Genomic DNA, 14844 nt, shown 5'->3' with positions numbered 1-14844 from the left:
TTCCTCACCCCCTCGCGATCCGATGCTGGATCGCACCCCCGAAAGGACACAGCAATGAAGCACCTTCCCTCACCGACACGGCGCGCCCTCGCGGTGCTCGCCGCAGGAACCGTGGCAGCACTGGCGCTGGCCGGCTGCAGCACCGGCAGCGACGCCGGCAGCGGCTCCGGCTCCGACGCCGGATCCGGCTCCTTCGACTCCGTCGAGGCCGCGCTCGAGAAGGGCGGCGAGATCACGTACTGGTCGTGGACGCCGTCTGCCGAGGCTCAGGTCGAGGCGTTCCAGAAGGAATACCCGAACGTCAAGGTCAACCTCGTCAACGCCGGCACCAACAACGAGGAGTACACGAAGCTGCAGAACGCGATCAAGGCAGGCTCGGGCGCGCCCGACGTCGTGCAGATCGAGTACTACGCGTTCCCGCAGTTCGCACTGACCGACGCCTTCGCCGACCTGTCGAAGTACGGCTTCGCCGACTTCGAGGACGACTACACCGCATCCACCTGGAACTCGGTCACCAGCGGTGACGCCATCTACGGCCTGCCGCAGGACTCCGGCCCCATGGCGCTGTTCTACAACAAGACCGTGTTCGACGCCGCGGGCGTCGAAGTGCCGACCACGTGGGACGAGTACTACGAGGCGGCGAAGAAGATCCACGCCGCGAACCCCGACGCCTACATCACCAACGACACCGGCGACGCCGGCTTCGCGACCTCCATGATCTGGCAGGCCGGAGGCAAGCCGTTCGAGACCTCGGGCACCGATGTCACGATCGACCTGCAGGACGAAGGGTCGAAGAAGTGGACCGAGAACTGGAACCGCCTCGTCGAAGAGGACCTCGTCGCGCCCTACGGCAGCTGGAGCGACGAGTGGTTCCGCGGCCTCGGTGACGGCAGCCTCGCCACCCTCGTAATCGGCGCCTGGATGCCCGGCAACCTCATCACCGGCGCCCCCGACGGCGCAGGCGACTGGCGCGTCGCGCCGATGCCGACCTACGACGGCACTCCGGCGAGCGCCGAGAACGGCGGTGGCGGTCAGGCCGTCACGACGCAGAGCAAGAACCCGGAGCTCGCGGCCGGCTTCCTGTGGTGGCTAAACAACTCGGAGGAAAGCATCTCGATCTTCCTCGAGTCAGGCGGCTTCCCGTCGACGACCGCCGAGCTCTCCAGCGAAGAGTTCCTCGCCGATGCTCCGGAGTACTTCGGTGGCCAGAAGATCAACGAGGTCCTCGCGGCCGCAGCCGACGACGTGGTCGAGGACTGGAGCTACCTGCCCTACCAGGTGTACGCGAACAGCATCTTCGGCGACACCGTGGGCCAGTCGTACCAGAACGGCACCGACCTGAACGAGGGCCTGACGGCCTGGCAGGACGCGCTGGTCGAGTACGGCAACGCGCAGGGCTTCACCGTCAACAAGTAACACCCGTGGCTGAGCCGGCCCCAGAGCGGGGCCGGCTCAGCTCCTCGATCGAAAGCACTCCGACACGTGACCACGTTCTCTCTCGGCGACACCGACTTCCTCCGCGACGGTCAGCCGCATCAGGTGATCTCCGGCGCCATCCACTACTTCCGGGTGCACCCGGACCTGTGGCAGGACCGCATCCGCAAGGCACGGCTGATGGGCCTGAACACGATCGAGACGTATGTCGCCTGGAACGCGCACGCCCCGCGGCGCGGTGAGTGGGACACGACCGGGTGGAACGATCTCGGACGCTTCCTCGACCTCGTTCATGCCGAGGGTCTGGATGCGATCGTGCGCCCGGGTCCCTACATCTGCGCCGAGTGGCACAACGGCGGTCTGCCGGTGTGGCTGACCGGGAGCATGGAGAACCTGCGATCGTCGGCTCCCGACTTCCTCGTCGAGGTGAGCGCCTACCTGCGACGCGTGTACGACATCGTCGCGCCGCGCCAGATCGACCGGGGCGGACCCGTCGTGCTCGTGCAGATCGAGAACGAATACGGCGCCTACGGAGCGGACAAGGCCTACCTCGAGGCACTGGTCGCCGTCACGCGGGACGCCGGCATCACGGTGCCGCTGACGACCGTGGATCAACCCGTGGATCAGATGCTGAGCGACGGCAGCCTCCCCGAGCTGCACAAGACCGGCTCCTTCGGATCCCGCAGCGCGGAACGCCTCGCGACCCTGCGCCGGCACCAGCCGACCGGCCCCCTGATGTGCTCGGAGTTCTGGGACGGCTGGTTCGACTGGTGGGGCGGAGTGCATCACACGACCGACGTCACCGCTGCCGCAGCCGACCTCGACGCCCTGCTCGCCGCCGGAGCATCGGTCAACATCTACATGTTCCACGGCGGCACGAACTTCGGGCTCACCAACGGCGCGAACGACAAGGGTCGCTACCTGCCGCTCGTGACCTCCTACGACTACGACGCGCCGCTCGACGAGGCCGGCACCCCCACGGAGAAGTTCTTCGCCTTCCGAGAGGTGATCGCGAAGTACGCCCCGGTGCCGGAAGAGGTGCCAGCCTTCGCGAGCGCGGCACCGGCGCTCGAAGTCTCCCTCTCCCCCGTCGGGGCGTGGACGGATGCTGCCGGATCCGGTGCGGTCGCCGCACAGCCGCAGAGCTTCGACGCCCTCGGGCATCTGAGCGCGCTGGTGCGATACGACGTCGACCTCCCGGACGGGAAGGGCGGCCAGTTGCTCATCGACGAGGTGCGCGACCTCGCCTGGGTGAGCGTCGATGGCGTCGCCGCCGGCACGCTCTCCCGCACGCGGCATGACCGTGCGATCCGCATTCCGGCCGGCCGCACCCTCAGCATCCTGGTCGAGGACCAGGGCCGGGTGAACTACGACCACCGGCTCGGCGAGGAGAAGGGGCTGATCGGCGCGGTCACTCTCGACGGCACAGTCGTGACCGGGTGGCGCTCGACACCGCTCGACGTCGCCGCCATCGCCGCCGAGCTCGCCTCGGCACAGCCGACGGATGCTGCGGGAGACGGCCCGCTCGCGTGGACCGCCGAGTTCACAGTGGACACCGCGACCGACCTGTTCCTCGACACCGCACCGTGGAGCAAGGGATACGCGTTCGTCAACGGCTTCTTCCTCGGCCGCTACTGGCGCAACGGGCCGCAGCGCACGCTCTACGTGCCCGCCCCGGCGACACGCACCGGCGGCAACCGGCTCGTCGTGCTCGAGCTCGAGCAGATCCTGGCACCCGTCGCCCGCTTCGTCGAGGCACCGGCGCTCGGCGTCACGGAGGAGTGACGCGGGAGCGCATCGGAGCGCGGGAGACGGGCGGATGGTTCACGGCAGCGGCACCAGCGTCGCGTCCACATTCGTCCCCTCGATCGTGACCCACATCATGGTGCACGCCGGCTGCCGACGGCGGTCCGTGGGCGACCCGGGGTTGAGCAGTCGCAGGCCCGCAGGGGACACGGTGTCCCAGGGAATGTGCGAGTGCCCGAATACGAGGAGATCGATGCCGGGGTACGCCTCGTCCATCCGCTCTTCGCGCCTGCGGGACTCCCCCGTCTCATGCACGACGGCGATATCGACGCTCTCGACCGTGAACCGGGCGACCTCCGGCAGGCGTGCCCGCAGCTCGGGGCCGTCGTTGTTGCCGAACACTCCGTGCAGCACTCGCGCCCGGGACTCCAGCAGATCGAGCGTGGCTTCGTCGACCCAGTCGCCCGCGTGCACGACGATCTCGGCATCGTCCACCGCCTGCAGCACCGCATCCGGCAGCCTTCTCGCCCGCTTCGGCACGTGGGTGTCGGCCAGGAGCAGCATCCTCGTGGTCATCGTTCCTCCCCGTCTTGCGCCGCCTCCGACTCTATGCAACGGCATCGCGCGCCGGATGACACGCGAAACGCGTACACAGCCAACACTCAGGAAGGCGTAAACTCGCCGAGTCCCCGGTATACCAAAGGGGCTGAACGGAGGAGCCTCATGAGTACTGCCACTGCGCCCGCGAACCCGCGCTCGCGCGTCATCACCGCGAGTCTGGTCGGCACGACCATCGAGTTCTACGACTTCTACGCGTATGCGACGGCGGCCGTTCTCGTGTTCCCCGTGCTGTTCTTCCCGACCGGAGACGACACCACCTCGCTCCTGTCGTCGTTCGCCGTCTTCGGTGCGGCGATGGTCGCGCGTCCCATCGGCGCCGTGGTCTTCGGCCACTTCGGCGACAAGTTCGGCCGCAAGGCCACCCTCGTGGCATCGCTGCTGACCATGGGAATCGCGACCTTCGTGATCGGTCTGCTCCCCACGTACCAGGACATCGGCTGGTGGGCAGCGCTCCTGCTGCTGATCCTGCGTCTCGCCCAGGGCTTCGCGCTCGGTGGCGAGTGGTCGGGTGCCGCGCTGGTCGCCACCGAGAACGCCCCGAAGGGCAAGCGCGCCTGGTACGGCACCTTCCCGCAGCTGGGTGCACCGCTCGGCTTCATCATCGCCAACTTCCTCTTCCTCTCGATCAACTGGCTGCTGCCGCACGCCGAGAACCCGGTCCTCAAGTCCGAGGCGTTCCTCTCCTGGGGCTGGCGCATCCCGTTCCTCTTCTCGGCCGTCATGGTGATCATCGGCCTGTGGGTGCGACTGAAGCTCGTCGAGTCCGACACGTTCAAGAAGGCCGAGACGAAGGGCGTGATCCGCAAGCTCCCGCTCGCGACGGTGTTCCGTCACCACTGGAAGCAGCTGATCCTCGGCACGTTCATCATGCTGGCGACCTACGTGCTGTTCTATCTGATGACCAACTTCACGCTCGCCTACGGCACCAAGCCCGCGTCGCTCGAGACCGCTTCGGCCGCCGCGAAAGCCGCAGCCGAAGCGACGGGCGCACCGTTCGACCCGACCAAGTTCGCGGCACAGTTCTACCCCGGCCTCGGATTCGGCTACACCGACTTCGTGCTGATGCAGATCATCGGCGTGGTGTTCTTCGGGATCTTCACGCTGCTCTCCGGGCCGATCGCCGACGCTGTCGGACGCCGGAAGCTGCTGCTCTGGGTCACGGGCGCGATCATCGTGTTCGGCTTCACGTTCAACACGTTCCTCCTCCCCGCCGTCGACCCGAAGTTCACCGGTGCACTCGCTCAGGCGTTCCTCGTGTTCGGGTTCATGCTGATGGGGGCGACGTTCGGCCCGATGGGCGCGCTGCTCCCCGAGCTGTTCCCGACGAACGTGAGGTACACGGGGTCGGCGATCGCCTACAACGTGTCGTCGATCCTCGGCGCAGCTGTGGCACCTCTGATCGCGCTCTGGCTGTGGGCGCTCGGAGACGGCGCCCCGTGGCTGGTGGGCCTCTACCTGTCCGCGATGGGTGTGCTGACCTTCGTCGCACTGCTTCTCTCCCCGGAGACGAAAGATCACGACTACGACGACGACCTCGGGGTCGCCGCCGCCGTCGAGCTCTGATCACGGAGAGCGGCAGTGTCCGACGTCGGAGGCTGCCGCTCCCGCAGGACTCAGATCAGCACGCGGGCGTGACGCCCGTCAGAGGACGATGACCTCGCAGTAGCGCGCCGCCGTCTTCGCGAGCTTCCGGTCGAGCGTGAGCAGCGGGATGCCGAGGGCCTCGGCGAGCGCGACATACCCGGCGTCGTAGGCGGTGACATCGTCCCGCAGCATCCAGATCCGCGGTATCAGCCGGCGCAGCGGATGCCGCGTGATCTGCAGCTCGCCGAAGAGGTCGAGCGCCTCCCGCGCGCGGTGAGCCGGCAGGCCATCGTGGAGCGTCTGACGCCGCAACACCGAGAGCACCTCGATGTCGAGCCCGGCGTGTGCGTGAAAGTCGTCGCCGTTCACCCAGTCACTCGTGCCCAGCAGGGCATCGATCGCTGCGGAGGCATCGAGCACGACCGCGGTGCTCATGGGGCGAGCTCGTCGTCCCTGTCGGCACGAGCCGCGTCACGCGCCGCGAGGATCTGACTGCGTGTGAGCGCGCTTCCGTCACTCACCGACCTCGCGCGCGCTGCGGCGATGATCTCCGCGTTCGTCCGGTACTGCACGAGGTCCGCGAGTTCGCGGGCCACGTAGTCGGACAGCGACATGCGCTCCGCGGCGGCGCGTTCCTTGAGGCGTGCATGAACATCGTCCGGGAGATTTCGTACCTGCAGCATCCGACCCACTCTTCCAGGATCGCATGTGTTGCGCATGCGCGAAAGAGCGGTCTGTGGATAACCCGCGGCGTCAACAAAAATTGACATCCGTGGCAAAGTCAACAAGAATTGACGCAGGAGGTGCATCATGACAATGCCGACCGCGATCGCACAGGACGACGGCAGCGAGCCCTTGGCCGCGCTGCACAGGCTCGCCGAGACACGCAAGGAGATCGCCCGCGCCGAAGAGGCGAATGTGCGCCGCGCCCGCAACCTCGGATACTCGTGGCAGGCGATCGCGAGCGCGCTCGGCGTGAGCAAGCAGGCCGCGCACCGGCGGTTCGGTCGCTCCTGACGCCCGGCCCCGACACCGCGCACCCTTACAGCCCGCCCATAGGATTCGGCCGCGAACGAAGTACGGTCGAAGTACCATCTCCAGATCGAGGTCCCGCATGTCCGGTTCGGCGACAGCACGCCGCCGCGGACGTGGCGCACAGCCCGAAGGCCCGCGCGCCACCTTCCGCCAGCTCCTCCCCTTCCTCTTCGAACACAAGCGAACCCTGATCGTGGTCGCCGTGCTCAGCGTCGTCGGTGCCGCCACGTCTCTCGTGCAACCCCTGCTCGTCGGCCAGGTCATCGAGGCGGTGCAGTCCGACACCGGGATCGGGATCCTCGTGTGGCTGCTCGTCGGCTTCGTGATCGTGTCGTCCGTCATCTCGGGCTTTCAGCACTATCTGCTCCAGCGCACCGGCACCGCGGTCGTGCACTCGAGCCGCCGCAAGCTGATCGCCCGCATCCTGCACCTGCCGACCTCCGAGTTCGATGCCCGCCGCACCGGCGACCTCGTCTCCCGCGTCGGCACCGACACGACCCTCCTCTACGCCGTGCTCACGCAGGGCCTCGCGGATGCCGTCGGCAGCGCCGTGCTCTTCCTCGGCGCGCTGATCGCGATGCTTCTGATCGACCCGATCCTCCTGCTGCTCATCGTGGTGGTGATCGGCATCTCCGTCACGGTCGTCGTGCTGCTCAGCGGCCGCATCCGCACCGCCTCGACCGCGCAGCAGGAGAAAGTCGGCGAACTCGCCTCCGGCGTGGAGCGTGCGGTCGGCTCGATCCGCACCATCCGCGCCTCGGGCGCCACCGAGCGCGAGACGGCCGCGGTGTCGGAGCTCGCCACCGACGCGTACGGCATCGGCGTGCGCATCGCCAAGATCTCGTCGATGGTGGTGCCCGTCTCCGGCATCGCGCTGCAGCTGTCGCTGCTCGTGGTCCTCGGCGTCGGCGGGTTCCGGGTGGCCGCCGGCGCGATCACCATCGCGTCGCTGATCTCGTTCATCATGTTCCTGTTCCTCCTCGTGATGCCGCTCGCCACGACCTTCGGCGCGATCACTTCGGTGAACCAGGCACTCGGCGCACTCGGTCGCATCCAAGAGGTGCTGGACCTGCCGACGGAGTCGCAGGACGACGAGGCCATCGCCGCCGCCCTCCCTCCCGAGGACGCAGCACCCGGCGCACCGGCCATCGAGTTCCGCGACGTGCGCTTCCACTACCCCGCGAACGTGGTGGCAGCCCGTCAGGCCGCAGCGAAGGAGGCCCGGAACCTGCTCGCCGACGCGCACCTGGAATCCGCGGAGGGTGCACCGCCGGCCGCGCAGGACCACGAAGTGCTCCGCGGGGTGTCGTTCGCCGTTCCGCGCGGCGCCAGAGTCGCCCTCGTCGGCCCCAGCGGTGCGGGAAAGAGCACGATCCTGTCGCTGATCGAGCGGTTCTACGACCCGACCGGCGGGTCCATCCGCCTGCACGGCCACGACGCGCGCACCTACCCGCGCGACGAGCTGCGCGCCCAGTTCGGGTACGTCGAGCAGGATGCTCCCACGCTGGCCGGCACGCTCGCCGAGAACCTGCGTCTCGCCTCACCCGATGCCTCCGACGCGGACTGTGAACGGGTGCTGCGTGCCGTGAACCTCGGCGACGTGCTCGAACGCAACCCGCTGGGCATCGACGCGCCCGTCGGCGAGGACGGCGTCATGCTGTCCGGCGGCGAGCGTCAGCGTCTCGCGATCGCCCGCGCCCTGCTCACCGATGCTCCGATCCTGCTGCTCGACGAATCGACGTCATCGCTCGACGGCGTGAACGAGCAGCGGATGCGCGAAGCCATCGATGCCGTCTCGACCGACCGCACGCTCATCGTGATCGCGCACCGCCTGTCGACCGTGGTCGACAGCGACCTGATCGTGGTGCTGCAGGACGGCGTCGTGGTCGGCCAGGGCACGCACGAGGAGCTCGTCGAGACGACGCCGCTCTACCGCGACCTCGCCCGGCATCAGCTGCTCACCTGATTCACGTCCGTTCCCGGACAACACGAAGGCGGGACGTCGGAGACCACTCAGCCATGGGTTCGTCTCTGATGTCCCGCCTTCGCGGGTGTGAGGGTGCCGGCTCCCCCGAACCGGCACCGGTCTGGGGCTACGCCTTGGCGAGGCGGTAGCGCAGCGATGCCAGCTCGGCGCGCAGCGCCGCCGGAACCCTGTCGCCGAAGGTGTCGTAGAACTCCTCGGTCAGGTCGGCCTCGGTCTGCCACGCCGCGGCGTCGACGGCGAACAGCTCGTCGAGGTCGGCGGCGGGGATGTCGAGTCCGTCGAGGTTGAGGTCTTCCACGCGCGGCAGGCGTCCGATCGGGCTGTCGACAGCCGGCACGTCGCCGGCGATGCGGCGGATGATCCAGTCGACGACACGCGAGTTGTCGCCGAAGCCGGGCCACAGGAACCGGCCGTCGTCACCGCGACGGAACCAGTTCACCTGGAAGATGCGCGGTGCGCGGTCGAAGCGCAGACCACGACCGACCTTCAGCCAGTGGCCGAAGTAGTCGGCCATGTTGTAGCCGCAGAAGGGCAGCATCGCGAACGGGTCACGGCGCAGCTCCCCGACCGTGCCCTCGGCCGCAGCCGTGCGCTCCGACGAGATGTTCGAGCCGAGGAAGACACCGTGCGTCCAGTCGGTGGCCTCGACCACGAGCGGGACGTTGCTGGCGCGGCGTCCGCCGAAGAGGATGACGTCGAGTGGCACGGCCTCCTCCCAGTCGTCGGAGATCTGCGGGCACTGCGCCGCCGACACCGTGAACCGGGAGTTGGGGTGCGCTGCCGGTCGACCGGAGTCGGGCGTCCACTCGTTGCCCTCCCAGTCGATCAGGTTCGCGGGCGCCTCGTCGGTCAGCCCCTCCCACCACACGTCGCCGTCGGGACGGAGCGCGACGTTGGTGAAGATCGTGTTGCCCCACAGCGTCTCGACCGCCGTGACGTTGGTCGACTCGCCGGTGCCCGGCGCGACGCCGAAGAAGCCGGCCTCGGGGTTGATCGCCCACAGGCGACCGTCTTCGCCCGGACGGATCCAGGCGATGTCGTCACCCAGGGTCTCGACCTTCCACCCCGGGATCGTGGGGCGGAGCATGGCGAGGTTCGTCTTGCCGCACGCCGAGGGGAACGCGGCCGCGACGTGGTACGCCTTGCCCTGCGGGTCGATCACGCGGATGAGCAGCATGTGCTCGGCGAGCCAGCCCTCGTCGCGGGCGATCACCGAGGCGATGCGCAGCGCGAAGCACTTCTTGGCGAGGATCGCGTTGCCGCCGTAGCCCGAACCGTAGGAGTAGACCTCGAGCGTCTCGGGGAAGTGGACGATGTACTTGTCGTCGTTGCAGGGCCACTCGACGTCGTTCTCGCCCGGGGCGAGGGGCGCGCCGACCGTGTGCACGGTCTTGACCCACGGAGCCCCCTCGGCGATCTGACGCGTGACGGCATCGCCGACGCGCGTCATGATGCCGATCGACGCGACCGCGTAGGCGCTGTCGGTGATCTGCACGCCGATGTGCGAGAGCGGGCCGCCCACGCGTCCCATCGAGAACGGCACGACGTACATCGTGCGGCCGCGCATCGATCCCTCGAAGATCTCGTCCATCTTCGAGTGCATCTCGGCGGGGTCGGCCCAGTTGTTCGTGGGGCCGGCATCCTCTTCGCGCTCGGAGGCGATGAACGTGCGTCCCTCGGTGCGGGCGACGTCGCTGGGGTGCGAGCGGGCGAGGTAGGAGCCGGGACGCCACTCGGGGTTGAGCTTGATGAGCTTGCCCTCGTCGACGAGGCCGTGCAGCAGCCAGTCGTTCTCGGCGCGCGAGCCGTCGACCCAGTGCACGGAGTCGGGCTGGGTGAGAGCGCGGATCTCCTCGACCCACGCGGCCAGCTCGGCCATGGCGGGGGTGTCATACGTCGGAGCCGCGCCGAACGTACGCGTCGGTGCGACGGGAGACGTGCGAGGGGTGAAGACTTCGGCGAAGGCCATGACGTGTGCTCCTTTGAATTGTGGGGCGTTGCACCTATCTTCTTCCGCTTCCGACCGGACTTTCGGACAAATCGAGCGATAAGAACTGCAATTCTTTCGCTACACTCAAGGAATGGCGTCCTCCGGCATACACCTCACGACTCTCGGTCATCGCATCCGTCACCACCGGCTCGAGAAGGGGTTCACCCTCGACGAGCTCGGCGCGCTGGTCGGCGTCGCCGGGTCGCAGCTCAGCCTGATCGAGAACGGCAAGCGCGAACCCAAGCTGTCGCTGCTGCAGGCGATCGCGCACGCCACGAGCACCGAGGTGACCGACCTCATCTCGGGCGAGCCGCCGAACCGTCGCGCCGCCCTGGAGATCGAACTCGAACGCGCCCAGGAGAGCCCCGTCTTCCGGCAGCTCGGCGTCGCACCCGTGCGCGTGACCAAGGGCATGAGCGACGAGACGATCGAGTCGGTGCTCGGACTGCACCGCGAACTGCAGCGTCGCGAACGCGAAGCCATCGCCACCCCGGAGGAGGCACGGCGCGCGAACACCGAGATGCGGCTGCGCATGCGCGCGCAGAACAACTACCTCCCCGAGATCGAGAAGCTCGCCGAGAAGCATCTGAAGGCCGCCGGGCACGTGCAGGGCGCGCTCACCCACCGCACGGTGAGCATCATGGCCGAGAAGCTCGGCTTCGAGCTGATCTACGTCAACGACCTGCCCCATTCCACGCGATCGGTCACCGACCTCGAGAACGGGCGGATCTACCTGCCGCCGGCATCGATCCCCGGCGGTCACGGCCTCCGCTCGATGGCCCTGCAAGCCATGGCCCACCGCTACCTGGGGCACACGCCCCCGACCGACTACGCCGACTTCCTGCAGCAGCGGCTGGAGATCAACTACTTCGCCGCGTGCTGCCTGATGCCGGAGACGGCCGCTGTCGCGTTCCTGCAGCAGGCCAAGAAGGATCGCAACCTCGCGGTCGAGGACTTCCGCGACGCGTTCGGGGTGACGCACGAGGGAGCCGGCATGCGCATGACGAACCTGCTCACCCAGCACCTCGGGATGTCGCTGCACTTCCTCCGCGTGGACGCCACGGGCGCGATCACGAGGGTCTACGAGAACGACGACCTGCCGCTGCCCATGGACGTCACCGGCGCGGTGGAGGGACAGCGGGTGTGCCGCAAGTTCCAGGCGCGCGCGGCGTTCACCCAGCAGAACCGCACCACGGAGCATCACCAGTACACCGACACGCCCTCGGGCACGTTCTGGTGCTCGACACAGACCGGGGCGTCGACCGACGGAGAGTTCTCCATCACGGTCGGGGTCCCCTTCGACGACGCGCGCTGGTGGCGCGGGCGCGAGACCAGCGATCGCGCCGTGTCGACCTGCCCCGACGAATCCTGCTGCCGTCGCCCCTCCGCCGAGCTCACCGAACGCTGGAACGGCAGGGCCTGGCCGAGCGCGCGCGTGCACACGCACATGTTCTCGCCGCTCCCCCGCGGCGCGTTCCCCGGCGTGGACGACAACGAGGTCTACAACTTCCTCGGTCGGCACGCGAGTGAGTGATTAAGCTATATTCAATTCACTCATTCATTTTCCCGAGGGAGACCTGTGACCGAGCCGACCCCCGCAGACGCACCTGACACGGAGACCTTCACCTCGCGCCGCCACCGCATCACCGCGGGCGGCCGCTCGCTCGACTACACCGCCGGCGCGGGCACCGTGATCGTCCGCGACGACGAGCACCGCCCACTCGCGAGCGTGTTCTACACCTCGTACATCGCCGACCGCGAGGAGGGCGCCCCGGTGCGCCCCGTGACGTTCCTGTTCAACGGCGGCCCAGGTTCGGCGAGCCTCTGGCTCAACATCGGTGGCTTCGGACCGAAGCGCACGCCCACGAACACACCCCTCGCGACGCCGCCCGCCCCCTACGCGAGCGGCGACAACCCGCACACGCTGCTCACCGCCTCCGACCTCGTGTTCATCGACGCGCCCGGCACCGGATACTCACGTCTCCTCGGCGATGCGACCCCGGCAGAGCTGTGGGGCGTCGACCAGGACGTCGCCGCGTTCGCAAAGGCGATCACGCGCTGGCTCACGATCACGAACAACTGGAATGCGCCGCGCTTCCTGTTCGGCGAGTCGTACGGCACCACGCGCGCTGCGTCGCTCGTGCATCGGCTGCAGAACCAGGGCCTCGACTTCAACGGCGTCGTGCTTCTGTCGACCGTGCTCAACTGGGGCGAGAGCAACCTCGGCGGACCCCGCGAGTACATCAATCTGCTCCCTTCGTACGCGGCGACCGCCTGGTACCACGGCAAGGCCCGCACCGGGCACACCGAGCTCGAGCCACTCCTCCTGGAGGCACGCGAGTTCGCGCAGGGTCCGTTCGCCGAGGCGCTGCTACGCGGCGATCTGCTGCCCGCCGACCTCGAGGACGCCGTCGCCGAACGGATGAGCGCCCTCATCGGGCTCGACGCCGACTACCTGAAGAAGTACCACTTCCGCATCGGGATGGAGCAGTACCGCTACGCCCTGCTCGCCGACGAAGGGCGCGTGATCGGCCGCTTCGACACCCGCTTCACCGCCGAGCACCAGTACGTCGTCGGCAACGGCTCGCACGACCCGGCCACCGACGACGCGGCCACCGCCGGCGTCAACAGCGCACACCTCTCGACGTACCGCGCGCACCTCGTGGACGACATCGGCTTCACCAGCGACCTGCACTACCGCCACCTGCACAACATGCCGATCTCCCGCGCGTGGGACTGGAAGCACAAGGCACCGGGCGTGGATGCCCCGCAGCTGGTGCCCGACGTCTCCATCGACCTGTCGGCCGCCGTGCGCCGCAACCCGAACCTGAAGGTTTTCGTGATGGGCGGGTACTACGACCTGGCCACTCCGTTCTTCGGACCCGAGGTCGACGTGGCGCGCCTGTACCTGGCGCCGAGCCTGCGGGAGAACATCCGGTTCACGTTCTACGAGTCGGGTCACATGACCTTCGTGGACGAACGGGCGGTGGAGCGCATGAAGAGCGATCTCGACGACTTCTACCGCGACGCCACGACGCACGGATGATCGGGCTCGGGGCCGCGGGTCGGGTCGGCGACCTGGCCTACACCGCCCGCCTCGAGGAGCTCCCGCTGCGGCGCTCGGACGGCGCAGTCCAGGGGAGGATCTCGGCGTTCAGCTACATCGTCGAGGGCACGGATCGCCCCGTGCTGTTCCTCACCAACGGCGGTCCGGGGGTGTCGACGCTCTATCTGCACCTGAGCGGGATCGGGCCGATGCGCGCGCACGTCCCCGTCGACCTCGCCGACGACGGGCTCCCTCCCTACGGCGTGGAGGAGAGCCCGTCGACGATCCTCGACGTCGCCGATCTGGTGTTCCTCGACGCACCCGGTACCGGGTTCGGGGGCTTCGCCGACGATGCCGATGCGTCGGACTTCCGTTCCGTGGAGGGAGACGCCGACGCCATCGCCGCCGCCATCTCGGACTGGGTCGACAGGCACGGTCGCTGGAACTCCCGGAAGTTCTTCCTCGGAGAGAGCTACGGCACCCTGCGTGCGGCATTCCTCGCGACCTCATCGCACAGCATAGACACCGCGCCGCTGGACGGCATGGTGCTGCTGGGGCAGGCCGTCAACATCCAGGAGACGCTGGATCGTCCGGGCAACGTGGTCGGAGCGCTCGCGAACCTGCCGTACAAGGCAGCGACGGCCTGGTATCACGGCGTCGGCTCCCGCGAACACGAGACGGTCGAGGACGCGATCGCCGCGGCACTGGACTTCGCTCGAGGCGACCTCGCCCTCGCGATGCTGCAGGGCGACCAGCTGCCGGCCGACGAGCGTGCCGGGATCTCGGAGCGCCTCTCGCGGATGATCGGGATTCCCACGGGCGAGCTCGCCGACGATCGACTCTGGGTCAGCAAGCAGGACTTCCGCTCGCGCCTGCTCCCCGGACGCGTGCTCGGAGTGACCGACAGTCGGTACTCCGCACCGGCGGCCGACCGCCGCTCCGGTGAGCTCGACCACGACCCCTCCGATGTGGCACTCTCCCCGCGGTACGTGGCGGGACTGCAGCAGTTGATGCGACACGTCTTCGGCACCGCCCCCGCGCAGCCGTATCGCGTGGTCGACCCGGAGGCGGGCCGCGACTGGGAGTGGGACGAGCAGGGCGGTGCGGGGTTCGTCGCCTACGGACGCCCCTCCCCGTTCCGCACGTACCCGTACCCGGCACGGCTGTCACGCTGGATGAAGCAGACACCGCGCGGACGACTGTTCATCGGCACCGGCGTGTACGACTCGCTGACGACCGTCGGCGCGGCCGACCACCTGCTGCGGCAGTGGGGGTTGCCGCGCGAGCGCACCGAGACCCACTGGTACCGCGCCGGGCACATGATGTACAGCGACCCCGAGGTCGCGGTGCGCCTGAACGCCGACCTCCGCGCCTTCCTCACCCGCTGAGGAGTCCGACGAG

Annotated in this window: 12 protein-coding genes; 8 read left to right on the top strand and 4 right to left on the bottom strand. The window is 68.5% G+C overall.

Annotated elements, in window-relative coordinates:
• Positions 1-54 precede the first annotated feature (54 nt).
• Positions 55-1416, top strand: coding sequence for an ABC transporter substrate-binding protein (locus tag OC372_RS00205; RefSeq protein WP_262000585.1), 1362 nt, complete (start codon positions 55-57; stop codon positions 1414-1416).
• Positions 1417-1482: 66 nt separating this feature from the next.
• A complete protein-coding gene (locus OC372_RS00200; RefSeq protein ID WP_262000584.1) occupies positions 1483-3219 on the top strand; it encodes a glycoside hydrolase family 35 protein in 1737 nt (578 codons plus the stop codon).
• A gap of 39 nt (positions 3220-3258) precedes the next feature.
• Here the strand turns inward: OC372_RS00200 and OC372_RS00195 are convergent, their stop codons facing one another.
• Positions 3259-3756: a metallophosphoesterase family protein gene (locus OC372_RS00195; protein ID WP_262000583.1), complete on the bottom strand. Its 498-nt coding sequence runs from the start codon at positions 3754-3756 to the stop codon at positions 3259-3261.
• 147 nt (positions 3757-3903) lie between these two features.
• On the opposite strand from OC372_RS00195, the gene OC372_RS00190 reads away from it, so the two are divergent.
• Positions 3904-5364, top strand: coding sequence for an MFS transporter (locus OC372_RS00190; protein ID WP_105709517.1), 1461 nt, complete (start codon positions 3904-3906; stop codon positions 5362-5364).
• 78 nt (positions 5365-5442) lie between these two features.
• Here the strand turns inward: OC372_RS00190 and OC372_RS00185 are convergent, their stop codons facing one another.
• Both OC372_RS00185 and OC372_RS00180 read right to left on the bottom strand, forming a co-directional pair.
• On the bottom strand, positions 5443-5820 hold the full coding sequence (locus OC372_RS00185) for a type II toxin-antitoxin system VapC family toxin (protein ID WP_105709516.1): 378 nt from the start codon (positions 5818-5820) through the stop codon (positions 5443-5445).
• On the bottom strand, positions 5817-6068 hold the full coding sequence (locus OC372_RS00180; RefSeq protein WP_105709515.1) for a FitA-like ribbon-helix-helix domain-containing protein: 252 nt from the start codon (positions 6066-6068) through the stop codon (positions 5817-5819). Before OC372_RS00180 ends, OC372_RS00185 begins: the two co-directional genes overlap by 4 nt.
• A 127-nt stretch (positions 6069-6195) precedes the next feature.
• On the opposite strand from OC372_RS00180, the gene OC372_RS00175 reads away from it, so the two are divergent.
• A complete protein-coding gene (locus OC372_RS00175; RefSeq protein ID WP_262000582.1) occupies positions 6196-6402 on the top strand; it encodes an AsnC family protein in 207 nt (68 codons plus the stop codon).
• 97 nt (positions 6403-6499) lie between these two features.
• On the top strand, positions 6500-8386 hold the full coding sequence (locus OC372_RS00170; RefSeq protein WP_262000581.1) for an ABC transporter ATP-binding protein: 1887 nt from the start codon (positions 6500-6502) through the stop codon (positions 8384-8386).
• Between the two features lie 127 nt (positions 8387-8513).
• Here the strand turns inward: OC372_RS00170 and OC372_RS00165 are convergent, their stop codons facing one another.
• The gene (locus tag OC372_RS00165) at positions 8514-10376 is read right to left on the bottom strand and encodes a phosphoenolpyruvate carboxykinase (GTP) (RefSeq protein ID WP_262000580.1); all 1863 of its coding nucleotides are present in this window, start codon (positions 10374-10376) and stop codon (positions 8514-8516) included.
• A gap of 112 nt (positions 10377-10488) precedes the next feature.
• On the opposite strand from OC372_RS00165, the gene OC372_RS00160 reads away from it, so the two are divergent.
• The 3 genes from OC372_RS00160 to OC372_RS00150 are packed head-to-tail and all read left to right on the top strand — an operon-like array spanning position 10489 to position 14831.
• Positions 10489-11931, top strand: coding sequence for an XRE family transcriptional regulator (locus OC372_RS00160; protein ID WP_029263022.1), 1443 nt, complete (start codon positions 10489-10491; stop codon positions 11929-11931).
• A 45-nt stretch (positions 11932-11976) separates the two neighbouring features.
• Positions 11977-13443 (top strand): S10 family peptidase, encoded by a 1467-nt coding sequence (locus OC372_RS00155; RefSeq protein WP_262000579.1) that lies wholly within the window; start codon positions 11977-11979, stop codon positions 13441-13443.
• Positions 13440-14831, top strand: a complete 1392-nt coding sequence (locus tag OC372_RS00150) for a S10 family serine carboxypeptidase-like protein (RefSeq protein WP_105709510.1) — start codon at positions 13440-13442, stop codon at positions 14829-14831. Before OC372_RS00155 ends, OC372_RS00150 begins: the two co-directional genes overlap by 4 nt.
• Positions 14832-14844 lie beyond the last annotated feature (13 nt).

Origin of the sequence: Microbacterium sp. Mcb102, from assembly GCF_024519805.1 — a bacterium.
In the GTDB taxonomy this organism is placed as follows: domain Bacteria; phylum Actinomycetota; class Actinomycetes; order Actinomycetales; family Microbacteriaceae; genus Microbacterium.
Note: the sequence above shows the minus strand (reverse complement) of the source record. Positions and strands in the feature narration are given on the sequence as shown.

Excerpts from the sequence above, each read along its gene's own strand:
- OC372_RS00190 (WP_105709517.1), top strand. The coding sequence starts at position 3,904 with ATGAGTACTGCCACTGCGCCCGCGAACCCGCGCTCGCGCGTCATCACC.
- OC372_RS00175 (WP_262000582.1), top strand. The coding sequence starts at position 6,196 with ATGACAATGCCGACCGCGATCGCACAGGACGACGGCAGCGAGCCCTTG.
- OC372_RS00160 (WP_029263022.1), top strand. The coding sequence starts at position 10,489 with ATGGCGTCCTCCGGCATACACCTCACGACTCTCGGTCATCGCATCCGT.
- OC372_RS00185 (WP_105709516.1), bottom strand. The coding sequence starts at position 5,820 with ATGAGCACCGCGGTCGTGCTCGATGCCTCCGCAGCGATCGATGCCCTG.
- OC372_RS00165 (WP_262000580.1), bottom strand. The coding sequence starts at position 10,376 with ATGGCCTTCGCCGAAGTCTTCACCCCTCGCACGTCTCCCGTCGCACCG.
- OC372_RS00180 (WP_105709515.1), bottom strand. The coding sequence starts at position 6,068 with ATGCTGCAGGTACGAAATCTCCCGGACGATGTTCATGCACGCCTCAAG.
- OC372_RS00170 (WP_262000581.1), top strand. The coding sequence starts at position 6,500 with ATGTCCGGTTCGGCGACAGCACGCCGCCGCGGACGTGGCGCACAGCCC.
- OC372_RS00150 (WP_105709510.1), top strand. The coding sequence starts at position 13,440 with ATGATCGGGCTCGGGGCCGCGGGTCGGGTCGGCGACCTGGCCTACACC.
- OC372_RS00195 (WP_262000583.1), bottom strand. The coding sequence starts at position 3,756 with ATGACCACGAGGATGCTGCTCCTGGCCGACACCCACGTGCCGAAGCGG.
- OC372_RS00205 (WP_262000585.1), top strand. The coding sequence starts at position 55 with ATGAAGCACCTTCCCTCACCGACACGGCGCGCCCTCGCGGTGCTCGCC.